This window comes from Kitasatospora sp. NPDC057223 (assembly GCF_042669755.1).
Lineage (GTDB): Bacteria > Actinomycetota > Actinomycetes > Streptomycetales > Streptomycetaceae > Kitasatospora.
This window is the reverse complement of the sequence record NZ_JBHUWW010000066.1, coordinates 34,358-46,448: the sequence shown is the minus strand read 5'-3', so window position 1 is coordinate 46,448 and position 12,091 is coordinate 34,358. Positions and strand designations below refer to the sequence as shown.

Here is a 12,091-nt window from a genome sequence, read left to right as displayed (position 1 = left end):
GCCCTGAGGAGGGGCGGCCCGACGGCGTTCACGGCGCTTCAGCGCTCGGCCAGCCTCATGACACCGGCGCCGGCCGGTCCGGCGCCCGGCTCACCGAGCGAGCCGATCCGGCCCAGCAGGTCGACGATCCGCGACTGCACGTCCGCGGTGGTCGAGCGCTCGGCCAGGAACAGCACCGTCTCGCCCGTCCGCAGCCGGGGCAGTTCGCTCCGGTCGAGGCCGTCCGTCGTGTAGACGACCAGCGGGGTGCGGTGCAGCCGGTCGTTGGCGCGCAGCCAGTCCAGCAGGCCGACCCGGCGGCGCCGGATCTGCACCAGGTCCATCACCACCAGGTTGGGCTGCACGCTGCTGGCCCGGGCAACCGCGTCGTTCTCGTCCGAGGCGTGCTCGACGTGCATGCCGCGCCGCTCCAGCGAGCCGATCATGGCGGCCGCGATGTCCGGGTCGCCCTCGACCAGCAGCACCCGGGGCGCGTGGTTCTCGCCGTCGCGCGGCGCGAGGGCGCGCAGCAGGACGGCCGGGTCGGCCCCGTACGCGGCGTCCCGGGTGGCCTGGCCGAGCCCGGCCGTGACCAGCACCGGCACCCGGCTGTTCAGCGCGGCCGTCCGCAGTGACTGCAGGGCGGTGCGGGTGATCGGGCCGGTCAGCGGGTCGACGAAGAGCGCCGCCGGGAAGCCGGAGGCCTGCGCGTCCACCTCCTCGCGGGAGCGGACGATCACCGGGTGGTAGCCGCGGTCCTCCAGGGCCTGCCGGGTGGCCGGGTCGGGCTCGGGCCAGACCAGCAGGCGGCGCGGGTTCCCGTCGACGGCGGGAGTGATCATCGTCGGCGGGTCCGCCGCCGGGGCGGGCGCGCCCTCGCCGGTGCCGGCGGGCGCCAGCTCGGCCATCGGACGCGGGGGAGTGCGGGCCTCCACCGCCCCCCCGCCCTCTGCCTGTGCGGCGGGCGCGGGAACGGGCGGAGCGGCCGGGAAGGCCGCCGGGAAGGCACCGGCGAAGCCGCCGCCCGGGGCGCCCATCGGACGCGGCGGGCTGAGCTCGCCCAGCCCGCTGCCCACCGGCTGCGGCGGCGTCGGCTCGCTGTCGCCGGCCTCGGCCGGCAGGGCGGCCTGCGCCGTCGCGGTCGTGGTCGCGGGCAGCGCCGGCCGGGCGATCTCCAGCTCGCCGGATGCAGCCGGACCAGCGGCCGCCGCAGGGGCCTGCGCCGGGGCGCTCTGCTCCTCGGGGCGGGCGTCGGCCTCGCCGCCGGGCGGCACGGCCAGCCGGCGCCGGCGGCCGGTGGGCTGCACGGCGCCCGCCTCGGGCGGAGCCGGGGCCGGGCCGGTGGGCAGCGCGTTCTCCAGGCCGGGGTACAGGGGCGTGCCGGGGTCCGGGACACCGGGGAGTGAGAACGTGGCCGGCTGTTCCTCGCCGGACGGCAGCGCCCGCCGCCGCCGGGAGGGCTGGGCCGGGACGGGCTCGCCGTCGGCGGCCGGGCCGCCCGGACCGAGGGCCAGCGGTCCGCGCTCGGCACCACTCGCGGCGGGCGCCGGCACCGGCTCGGCCGGCGCCGCCGGAGCGGGCACCTCGGCCGGGGCGGACGGCCCGGGGCCGAGCGCGATCGGTCCGAGGGCGGGCTTCTGCGCCTGCGACTCGGCCTGCGCCTGGGCCTGCTCACGGCGCTCTCGTCTGCGGTCGCTGCCCCCGACGGGCAGGGCGTACGCCGTGCCGCTGCCGTCGTCGCCGCGCCAGGGGTCGTCCTGCTCGGGCTGCTCCGAGGCACCGGCGGCCGGCCGGCCGTAGGCGGGGTCGCTCCCGTCGCCGTTCCACTGGCCGGGGGCGGGGCGCCCGAGGGTCACCCCGCCGCCCGGGGCCGTCCTGGGCGCGGCGGGCGCCTCGTGCCAGTGCTCGGGGCCGGCGGGCCGCTGTGCGGCGGGCGCCTCGGCCTCGGGCGGCCGGCTCGCGGCCGGCTCCTCGGCGGCGGGCCGGGGGACGGGGGCGTCCTGAGCCGTCTTCTCGTCCTCGGCGTTCCCGCTGCCCTCGCCGTCCTGCGCGCGGGGCGCCTCCGGCAGCTGCGGGATGCCCGGCAGGTCGGGCAGCACCGCGGTGTCGCTCTCCTTGGGGGTGTCCCGGCGTCCGGTCGTGGCGGCGCGCTCGGCGGCGGCCTTGGCCGCGACCGGGTCCAGCGGCAGCTCGACCACGTACGTGGTGCCGGCCCGGTTCGGCAGCTCGTGCGACTGCAGCACGCCGCCGTGCCGCTCGACCACGCTGCGCGCTATCGGCAGGTGGACGGGGCTGCCACCGAGGCCGGGGCCGCGGATCTCGACCCGGGCCACCTCGCCGCGCTGCGCGGCGGCCAGCACCACGGTCGGCGCGTCCCCGCCGGTGGAGGGGAGCCCGGCCGGGGCGGGGGCGGCGCCGTCGGCGGGGGACACCGCGTCCAGTGACAGGGCGACGCCGCTGACGTCCGCGACCAGGTGGGCCAGCGCCTGCGCGAGCCGGTCCTCGTCCGCGATCACCTCGACGGCGGCAGCGTGCACGGAGAACCGCACCCGGCCCGCGCCGACCAGCTCCCCGGCGTCCGCGACGGCCTGCCGGACGACCTCGTCCAGGCCGACGGGCACGCGCTGGAGCGGGCTCTGCCCGTTCTCCGCGCCGTCCTCGAAGCGCTGGTACGAGAGCACGCCGTCGATCAGCTTGCCGAACCGCCGGCATTCGTCCGCGAGCCGGCGCAGCGTCCAGTTGGCCTCCGGCCAGAGCTGGCCGGCCGGGTCGCCGGCGAGGGCGTCGATCCGCCGGTGCAGAGCGGTCAGGGCGCCGCCGAGCTCGGACTCCAGGACGGCGGTGAGGTGCTCGTTGCGGGCGACCAGCGCCAGCTCGCGGGTGCGGTCGGTGAACGTCATCACCGCGCCGACCAGCTGGTCGCCGTCCCGGACGGGGGCGGTGGTCAGGTCGACCGTCACCGGCCGGCCGTCCTTGCGCCACAGCACGGTGCCGCGCACCCGGTGCTTGCGGCCCGAGGTGAGGGTGTCGAGGAGGGCGGACTCCTCCAGCGTCAGCGGGGTGCCGTCGGCCTTGGAGTGCTGGATCAGCGGGTGCAGCTCGCGCCCGCCCAGCTCGCTCGCCCGGTACTCCAGGATGTGCGCGGCGGCCGGGTTGACCAGCACGCACCGGCCCTCCAGGTCCACGCCGAGGACGCCCTCGGCGGCGGCCCGCAGGATCATCTCGGTCTGCTTGTGCTGGCGGCGCAGCTCCGCCTCCACACCGAGCCGGCTGGAGAGGTCGCGGACGAGCAGCAGCAGCAGGTCGCTGCCGGAGGACTGCCGCGGGCCGTCCCGGTACGGGTCGTGGGGCACGAGCGGCGACAGCGCGTAGCCGCGGCCCTCGCTCGCCCCGTCGTCCGCGAAGTCGTTGCCGGAGACCTCGACGGGGAAGGCAGTGCCGTCCGTGCGCCGGGCGGTCATCCGTACGGGTCGGTCGAGCTCGTCGTCCTCCCGCGGCGCGGGGCGCATCGACCCCGGGATGCGGCTGGGGTCGAACTCGGGCAAGAGATCGAGCACGCCCATGCCGACCAGCGAGGTGCCGGGTGCCTGCAGGCTCTGCACGGCGGCGTTGTTGGCATCGACGACGGTGCCGTTGCTGTTCACCAGCAGCAGCGCGTCGGGCAGGGCGTCGAGTATGGCGGCGAGGCGAGCAGCGCCTCGGATCGGCCTGCTGCTCACGTCGACAGGTCTCCTCGGCTCAGGGCAGCTCCTCCGGAGACGGAAGTATCTCATTGTTCTTTGCGGACGGGACGACCCGCCTAGTAACGTACGCAGTGGTTGGTGCCGGGCCGGTAGGTTGTGGCATCATCACTGGCACACGGAACGGATCCGCCATGCGGGAACGCTCCTTGTGTGGAGGAGGCTTCGCCTAGTCCGGTCTATGGCGCCGCACTGCTAATGCGGTTTGGGCCTTCAAGCCCATCGAGGGTTCAAATCCCTCAGCCTCCGCCTCCGAAAGCCCCGTCGGCCACCAGGCCGGCGGGGCTTTTCCGTGCGGGCTCCTGCGGCCCCGCCGGGGGCGGGATCAAACGATTTCGCCCCACGTCGCAGGTCATGTAATGTTGTTCCCGCACCGCCCCGGCAGAACGAACACCAGGGCGAGCGCTCATAGCTCAACGGATAGAGCACTTGACTACGGATCAAGAGGTTGCAGGTTCGAATCCTGCTGAGCGCACCGCAATCGTGAGGCCCCGGGCTCCGGCCAGGGGCCTCGCCGTTTGCACCGCACACGCCGGGCCGGGTGTGCGGGGAGGGCTCCCGGATCGGGTAGGCTTTCCCGAGTACCGCAGGGCGCCGCAAGGCATCCGAAAGCGCTCATAGCTCAACGGATAGAGCACTTGACTACGGATCAAGAGGTTGCAGGTTCGAATCCTGCTGAGCGCACCAGCTGAAACAGGAGCCCCGTCGGCCATCAGGCCGGCGGGGCTCCTGCGTTGTCCCCGGCGGCTCAGATCTCGACGTCCACCACGGCCGGCGCGGTCTCCTCCACGGCGGCCGGACGGTCGTCCGCCCCGGTGCCCAGCTCGGTGCGGTTGATCCACGGCACGTCCCGCTGGTCCAGGAACCAGTCGGACGGGACGAGCGGCCGGGTCCGGTTGAACGTCTCCGGCACCGGGTCGTGCCGGATCAGGGCGGGGTCGGCGCCCAGCCCGACCAGCAGCCCGGTGAGTTCGGGGGCGAGGTCGGGCGGCCCCGAGAGGTGGATGTCCCAGCCCTCCCAGTCGCCGCGCTCGGTCAGCCTGCTGGTGATCAGCCGGGCGCCCGTCTCGCGGTCCGCACGGTCGGCGGGGGCGGCCAGCAGCACCTCCAGCCGGTCGTAGCGCCCGACCAGCTCCCGGACGGCGCCCAGGTCGTACTGGTCGGCGTCGTCGCGGGCCGCGAGGAAGACGACGGCCCGGCGCGGCTCGGGCGCCCGGACGAGTTCCTCCAGCAGCGCCTTGACCTGCCCCCAGCCGGTGCCGCCGGCCACCGCGAGCAGCGGCCTGCGTGAGCCGGGCACCAGGCCCGCGTCGCCGAGCGCCGGGCCGAGCCGCAGCCGCTCGCCGGGCAGCACGTCGTCGACCAGGGCGGTGCTGAGCTGCCCGTTCCGCACCCGGCGCACGTGCAGTTCCAGGGTCCCGTCGGCGCGCGGCGCGTTGGCGATCGAGTACGGGCGCCACACCCGCGGCACCCGGGGCGAGCAGACGGTCAGGTACTGACCGGCCCGGAACGGGTACGGGCGTTCCGGCCTGAGCGTGAGCACCACGATGTCGGGGGCGCCCCGGCGGCGGCCGGTCACCTCGGCCTCCCACCAGGCGGGGGAGTCCGGCTCGGCCTCCGCCTCGGCGGCGGCGCCGGTCATCACCTCGGTGATCACCGCGTACGCGGCGGCCCAGGCGCTCTCGATCTCGGGCGTCCAGGAATGGCCGGAGAAATGCCGCAGGGCGGCGATCAGGCTGGCCCCGACGGCGGGGTAGTGCTCGGGCGCGGCCTGGAACTTGCGGTGGTCGCGCCCGAGCGCACGCAGGTAGCCGGTGAGCTGTTCCGGGGTCTCCAGCCGCAGGACCAGCTGGGTGAGCGCGGCGAACAGCCGGTCGCGCTGTTCCTCCATGTGTTCGGGAAAGAAGTCCCGGACGCCGGGATTGTTGGTGAACAGGTGTGCGTAGAAGTACTTGGCCATGTGGTCGGCGCGGCGCTCGACGACGGCGAAGCTGGCGCGGATGACCGCGGGGTCGAAGGGCACCGCGCCGGCCTCAGGAAGCGCTGTTCTTGGCGGCGGTGAGCGCCTCGGACATCGTGCCGGAGACGACTCCGTACACGGCCGTCCAGGACTCCTCGACCTCCGGCGTCCAGGCCTCCTCGCCGGCGAAGTGGGCCAGGGTCGCCAGCAGGCTCGCCCCGACGGCCGGGAAGTGCTCGGGCAGCGCGCCGTAGGCGGCGTGCCGGCGGCCGAGGTCCTGCAGGATGCCGACGAGCGTCTCGGTGTCCTCCAGGTGGGTGACCAGTGCGCCGAGCGCCGCCCAGAGGCGGTCCTGCTGGTCGCTCAGATGCTCGGCGAAAAGGCTGCGGACACCGGGGTTGTGCTCGAACAGGTGCTGGTAGAAGTACCCGGCGACGTCGGCGCCGTGGGGTTCGACGATCGCGAAACTGCTCTTGATGAGTACCGGATTTATGGTCACGGGCGCCGACTCTACTGAGCCCCCGGGCAATTCGAACAGATGGGGCCGATGAATGGTCAAATACTGGTCAGTAACGGGAGGTTGTCGCCAGGCCGGTACCGGCCGGAATATCTCACTCCGAGTGACATCACCCGCCACTGCGCCACTCGGTCGAGGACGGGGCCGGGAGGGGGGCGGCCATTTGGGTATGACCTGGACAATGCCGTTGGTGTCGCAGTATTACCGGCTCAGGATCGTGATTCCGTTTTGTCGGATCTTGTGCCCAGACTGCCCCCGGGCAGCCGACATCGAAGGAGAGCCGGATGAGCCGACAGTATTCCCACGACGCCATCCGGCCCGACCACGGTCCGCACCCGGCCGGCCCGCGCCGCGCACGCCGACGACTGCCGGGAGCCGCGGCGGCCGCCACCCTGGCGACCGGGCTGCTTCTTGGCTGGAACTCGCCGCTCTCCCAGGCCCAGCAGTCACCTGACGCCTGGTCCGCCCAGCGCGAGGCGAGACTGCCCTCCGGGCTCACCGTCCGACTCGACTTCGCCGCCGTTCCCGGCGTCACCGTCACCGCCGAACCCGGCCGGCTCGCCGACCGTCCCCCGGGTGCCGGCCGGGCCGCCGGCTACGCCGACGGGCGCAGGCCGGGCGACCCGGCCGAGACCTTCCGCAGCACCGAGGACCGCCCACTGGCGGACGGCTCCTGGCGGACCGTCGGGAGCCTCCAGATCTCCTTCTCCCGCGCGGTGCGCAACCCCAGGGTGCACGTCAGCGGCCTGGCCGGGCTCGCCACCGGCAAGGGCGGCACCACCGGCACCGCCACCCGGCTCACCGTCACCGGCGGCTCGCCCGCCGCACCCGCCCTCCTCGCCCGGACGGACTGGACCGGCTGGACGGTGGCCGGGAACGCGCTCGCCCCCGCCGGGGCCGACGGCGCCGCCGACGGCGCGCCCGACGCGGCGGCCGAGGGCAGCCTCGAACTCGCCGGCACCCTCACCACCGCCACCCTGCGGGTCGAGCAGCGCAGTACCGCCCGCGCGGGCAGCACCACCGAGCCCGCCGCGCTGAAGCAGGCCTACACCGTCACCCTCGACGAGCAGGTCGGCAGCGCACCCGCCGGCTACGCCAACGCCTCCCACCTCGCCACCGACCTCCTGCTCGGCTCGGACGCCCGCCCGGCGGCCAGGGCGGCGAGTCGGCCGGACACCGCCGCGCCGCCGGTCGAACGGGACGGCGGCGCCGGCCGCCGCAGCGTCTTCGCCGGCCAGCCGCCACCACCGGCACAGCCCGGGCGCACCGAGTACCAGGGCGCCGACCCCGCCGTCGGGTACCCGGCGGCCGCCGCCATCGGGCACTACTACCGGCTGAGCGTGCCGGTCGCCGCCGGCAGCGGCCCGGCCACCCTGGCCGGGTGGATCGACTTCGACCACAACGGGAAGTTCGACGCCACCGAACGCGTGCAGGCCGAGACCCCCGCCGGGGCCACCACGGCGGACCTGGAGTGGATTGTCCCGGCCGGAGCCGCGGCCGGTGACACCTGGGCCCGGCTCCGGATCGGCCGGGACGCCTCGCAACTGGTCGCCCCCGGCGGCTTCGCCGACTCCGGCGCGGTCGAGGACCAGCGGATCAAGCTGACCGTCGGCGCCGCCAGGCCCGAGATCGGCACCCCCGTCCCGGGAACCACGGTGGCCGACGCCCGCCCGGGGATCCACGGCGAAGGCGCCGTCCCGGGCGCGGGCCTCGACGTCCGGGAGGGCGACGCCACGCTCTGCCGCGCCACCGCCGACCAGGCGGGCGGCTGGAGCTGCCGCCCCGACGCCCCACTGGCCGAGGGCGTCCACCAGCTGACCCCGGTCGAGACCACCACCGGTGGCCTGGTGCTGACCGGCGACCCCGTCCGGATCACCGTGAAGACCCGCCCGCCGGCCGCCCCCGCCCTCACCCTGCCCGAGTACACCAACGACCCGGGCCTGCTGCTGACCGGCACCGGCGACCCCGACAGCACCGTCTCGGTCACCGACCAGCCGGACGGCGCCCGCCCGGTCGCCGAACTCTGCAGCACCGCCGTGCGCCCCGACCGCGGGTGGTCCTGCCTGCCGGTCGAGACCCTCGTGGACGGCCCGCACCGGCTCACCGCCACCGCCGTCGACGCGGCCGGCCACCGCACGCCCGGCCCGGCCACCCCCCTGGTCGTCGACACCGTCGCGCCGGCCCGGCCCGTCCTCACCGCCCCGGTGGCGGGCGAGACCGTCCGCGTCGCCCGGCCCCGCTTCACCGGCCGCGCCGAGCCGGGCACGACCGTGCTGGTCACCGCCCGCCTCGGCGCGCCCGCCACGGCCGTCCGGGCGGTGGCGTGCACGGCCGTGGCCGCCGTCGACGGCAGCTGGAGCTGCACGGCCTTCCGGGATCTCGCGGACGGCGACCAGGCGCTCGTCGTGACCGCCACCGACCGGGCCGGCAACGGAACGGCGGCCGACCCGGTGGCGGTGCGGGTGGCGGTCCCCGCCGCCGTCCCCGTCCCCGTCCCCGTCCCCGTTCCTGTTCCCACTCCGGTGCCCGCCGCCTCGCCGTCGCCCTCCCGCCCGGCTGCCGCCTCCCCACCGCCGTCCGGACGGCCTTCGGAGTCCGCGTCCGCGTCGGCGTCCGCGTCGGCGCCCCAGCTCGTCCCGTCGACCCCTGCCCCGGCGGTGTCCCCGTCGCCGGCGCCCGTGGTGCCCGGGCAGCCTTCGGCTGGGCCGAGCGCAGGGCCGAGCGCAGGGCCGAGCGCGGGCCCGAGCGTGCTGCCGAGCAGTCTGCCGAGTACGCCGGTGCCGTCCTCCGCGCCGGCCGGCGTCCCGGTCACGAGCCCCGTCGCGAGCCCGGCCGCAGGTCTGTCCGCAGGGCCCGCTCCGAGCCCGTCCGCCCGTCCGTCCGGCGGCCCGTCCGGCAGTCCGACGGCCGTCCTGACGACGGCTCCGCCCCAGTCCGCCCTCCCGGTCGCCCCGTCCCGCGCCGCGTCGCCCACGCCGTCGGCGGTTCCGTCCGGCACAGGCACCCCGTCCCCGTCCGCCCCGGCTGCCTCGTCCGCCCCGGCCTCGCCCCTGGCCACCCCGGCCACCCCGGCCCCGGCCGGGCCCAAGGGATCCACCCGGGCGCTCCCGCTGTCGGCCGACCTGCTGGGCGTGCCCGTCGCGGCGGCGGGGGAGGAGGCCGACCGTACGACCGGCGGGCCGGGCCGGGCGCTGGCCGCGCCGCCCGCCGGTGCGGCCCACCAGCAGTCCCGTCCGGCGCAGGGAGGCTGGCGGGCGGTGCTCTCCGGCGTCCTGTTGCTCCTTGCCGCCGTGGGGCTGATCACCCGCCGGGTGTTCGGACACGGCTCCGGACGCCGCAGGCGTACTACGTACGAGGACTGACTTCGTTCGCCAACCCACCAATCATGTGCCTGCGCGTCAGTTCGGACTCGGACGGTTCGTCAGCGGATGTCGACACGCTAAGCGTTAAATGTCGCATTTGATGACGTATGAACTTAGCCTGAGTCTGGCACTGCCCGTCAGATCCGGGCCGCCCGTTGCGCGACACACCGACCCTGAGGATCCGTGCATGGACGTCACCCGCGATTCTTCGCAGCGACCCGACAATCAGGCGAACGCCCTGCCCAGGGCGCTGGCCGAACTCCCCACGGCGGGTTCGAGCCCGCTCCCCAAGGCGGCGAAGCCGGCGATCGACACGCCCACCCGGCGGTCGGCGCTGCGGACCGTCGCCGACCCGCTGGAGGGCGGCCCGGTCACCGAGCCGACCGCCGTCCGGCCGGCGCCGCCCGTGAACGCCGTGCAGGCGCCGTCGGCCGACCGGCCGTCGCCACGGGGCCGGACGGTCAAGGCCGCCCCGCACGACGAGGACGCGGCGGTGCCCGCGACGACCTCCCGCCGCCCGCCGCGGATCGACCCCGTGCTGCGCGAGCACAGTGCGATCGCGCTGCCCGGCTGGATCGGCCTGCTCGCTCTGCTGACCGGTCTCGCGACGGTCCTCGTGGTGCTCAGCCGGGCGGGCGTGATCCCGTACTGGAGCGTGCTGCCCGACATCCGCACCGACGTCGCAAGGGCGAGCGGCAGCCCGGACGTCACCGTCCGGTCCGTCGCCGCCGTCAGCGCAGGCGGACTGCTGATCCTGTTCACCCTGGCGGGGCTGCTGGCCAACGCGGGCGGTGAGACCCGGGTCCTCACCCGCTGGGGCCGCTACCGCGGCACCGTCCGCCGGACGGGCCTGGTCTGGGTCAACCCGCTGCTGCGCCGCCGCCGGGTGGACGTCAGGCTGCGGCACTGGCGCAGCGAGCCGGTCAACGCGGTCGACCGGACGGGCACGCCGATCGTCGTCCGGCTGCTGATCGTGTGGCGGGTCAAGGACACGGCCCGGGCCCTGCTGTCCATCGCCGACCACGAGGACTACCTGCGCGAGCAGGTCCACGCGGTGTTGACCCGGACGGCGTCCGCCCTGCCCTGCGACAGCAACGCGGGCCCCGGGCCGGCGCTGCGGGACGGGCAGTGGTTCGCCGACGAGCTCACCCGCGCGCTGGCGGCCGAGGTCGCCCCGGCCGGCCTGGAGGTCTACTCCGTGCAGCCGATGGCGCTCGACTACGCGCCGGAGGTCGCCGACTCGATGCGCCGGCGCCGCCTCGCGGACCTCGACGCCGGGTTGCGCACCGTGCTGGTCGACGACGCGGTGGAGGCCGCCGCCCTCGCGGTCCGCCGCCTGGAGCGGGCCACCGCCCACGAGTTGGACGAGGCCGCCCGCAGCGCGCTGATGGAGCACCTGCTGGTGGCGTTCGTCGCCCCGGCGGGAGTGGCCGCCTCGGTGCCCTCTCCCGGTGTCCGGGCCGGGGGACCGTCCCCGGCCGTCCGGGCCGGGCGAAAGGAAGGACGACCCGCATGAGGATAGCCACCGCACCCGCGGCCGCCGATCCGGCGCTGGCCGGCTTCGAGGAGGGCCTCGGCGGCCTCCCGGTGATGGCGGGCTGCACCTGCCTCGACTGCCGTGCCCGGGCCCGCCGCCCCGGCCGCCCGGCCCCGGCGGGCCGCCCCGGGGAGAGCCGAATACACCGCACCGTACGGAGTACCTGCCTGGCCACCACGGTGGTCGCGGGCGCGGGCGTCGTCGGCCTGACGGCCGGTACCGGAGCGGCCCACGCCGCGCCGACGCCGGTCAAGCAGGGCTGGGACGGCTCGAAGTACTGGTTCAGGGGTGCCGGCGGCGAGTGGCGCTACACCAGCCACTACGACGTCTACCTGAGCCGGACGGCGGCCAAGGCCGCCGCCCCTGCCCCCGCCCCGTCGGCGCCCGTGGCCGCGAGCGGTGCGAACTCCGGTGTCAAGCAGGGCTGGGACGGCTCGAAGTACTGGTTCAGGGGCGTCGGCGGCGAGTGGCGCTACACCAGCCACTACGACGTCTACCTGAGCCGGGTCGGCCAGGGCGCGGCCCCCGCCGCGCCGGCCCCGGCCCCGGCGCCCGCGTCCGGCGCGGACGGCGGCTCGACCGGGTCGGGCAGTACCGAGGCGGCCGTCGACTTCGCCCTCGCCCAGCTGGGCAAGCCGTACGTGTGGGGCGGCAACGGGCCGGCCGGCTTCGACTGCTCGGGGCTCGTCCAGCAGGCCTACCGCAGGAGCGGGATCAGCCTGCCCCGGGTCGCCGACGACCAGTACGCGGCGACGTCCCCGATCGGGGCGGACGACCTGCGGCGCGGGGACCTGCTGTTCTGGTCGGACAGCGGCCGGGCCTCCGGCATCCACCATGTCGGGATCTACCTGGGCGGCGGCAAGTTCGTCGAGGCCCCCCGGCCGGGCCGCAACGTGCGGATCTCCACCATCAGCAGCGGGTTCTACCCGACCCACTTCGGGCGGCCGTAACCGGCCCGCCCGGAGCCGGGAAGTTGTCCACAGGCTGTGGACGGAC

Annotated in this window: 6 protein-coding genes and 3 tRNA genes; 6 read left to right on the top strand and 3 right to left on the bottom strand. The window is 75.9% G+C overall.

The genetic code is table 11. The features are described 5' to 3' along the window. Nucleotides 1-38: 38 nt before the first annotated feature. Nucleotides 39-3,698, bottom strand: a complete 3,660-nt coding sequence (locus tag ACFUK0_RS22935) for a PAS domain-containing protein (protein ID WP_380253068.1) — start codon at nt 3,696-3,698, stop codon at nt 39-41. A 179-nt stretch (nt 3,699-3,877) separates the two neighbouring features. Between ACFUK0_RS22935 and ACFUK0_RS22930 the strand changes: the two genes are divergently transcribed. The 3 genes from ACFUK0_RS22930 to ACFUK0_RS22920 all read left to right on the top strand — a co-directional run bounded on the left by ACFUK0_RS22930 (nt 3,878) and on the right by ACFUK0_RS22920 (nt 4,406). Then, a tRNA-Ser gene (locus tag ACFUK0_RS22930) sits at nt 3,878-3,968 on the top strand. A 153-nt stretch (nt 3,969-4,121) separates the two neighbouring features. Further along, nucleotides 4,122-4,194 (top strand) — tRNA-Arg (locus ACFUK0_RS22925). Between the two features lie 136 nt (nt 4,195-4,330). Continuing rightward, nucleotides 4,331-4,406, top strand: a tRNA-Arg gene (locus tag ACFUK0_RS22920). A gap of 61 nt (nt 4,407-4,467) precedes the next feature. Here ACFUK0_RS22920 and ACFUK0_RS22915 read toward each other — a convergent pair. Both ACFUK0_RS22915 and ACFUK0_RS22910 read right to left on the bottom strand, forming a co-directional pair. After that, nucleotides 4,468-5,742 (bottom strand): globin domain-containing protein, encoded by a 1,275-nt coding sequence (locus ACFUK0_RS22915; RefSeq protein WP_380253066.1) that lies wholly within the window; start codon nt 5,740-5,742, stop codon nt 4,468-4,470. A 10-nt stretch (nt 5,743-5,752) separates the two neighbouring features. After that, a complete protein-coding gene (locus ACFUK0_RS22910) occupies nt 5,753-6,178 on the bottom strand; it encodes a globin family protein (RefSeq protein WP_380253064.1) in 426 nt (141 codons plus the stop codon). Nucleotides 6,179-6,480: 302 nt separating this feature from the next. Here ACFUK0_RS22910 and ACFUK0_RS22905 point away from each other — a divergent pair, with 302 nt between their 5' ends. From ACFUK0_RS22905 to ACFUK0_RS22895, 3 genes are all read left to right on the top strand, one after another. Beyond that, nucleotides 6,481-9,558: an Ig-like domain-containing protein gene (locus ACFUK0_RS22905; protein ID WP_380253062.1), complete on the top strand. Its 3,078-nt coding sequence runs from the start codon at nt 6,481-6,483 to the stop codon at nt 9,556-9,558. A gap of 187 nt (nt 9,559-9,745) precedes the next feature. Next, nucleotides 9,746-11,074 (top strand): SPFH domain-containing protein, encoded by a 1,329-nt coding sequence (locus tag ACFUK0_RS22900; protein WP_380253060.1) that lies wholly within the window; start codon nt 9,746-9,748, stop codon nt 11,072-11,074. Then, nucleotides 11,071-12,045 (top strand): C40 family peptidase, encoded by a 975-nt coding sequence (locus ACFUK0_RS22895; RefSeq protein WP_380253058.1) that lies wholly within the window; start codon nt 11,071-11,073, stop codon nt 12,043-12,045. The genes ACFUK0_RS22900 and ACFUK0_RS22895 overlap by 4 nt, the downstream gene beginning before the upstream one ends. Nucleotides 12,046-12,091: the final 46 nt, after the last annotated feature.

What these genes read in the sequence shown, in the direction of transcription:
- ACFUK0_RS22905 (WP_380253062.1), top strand. Translation starts at nt 6,481, where the DNA reads ATGAGCCGACAGTATTCCCACGACGCCATCCGGCCCGACCACGGTCCG.
- ACFUK0_RS22900 (WP_380253060.1), top strand. Translation starts at nt 9,746, where the DNA reads ATGGACGTCACCCGCGATTCTTCGCAGCGACCCGACAATCAGGCGAAC.
- ACFUK0_RS22895 (WP_380253058.1), top strand. Translation starts at nt 11,071, where the DNA reads ATGAGGATAGCCACCGCACCCGCGGCCGCCGATCCGGCGCTGGCCGGC.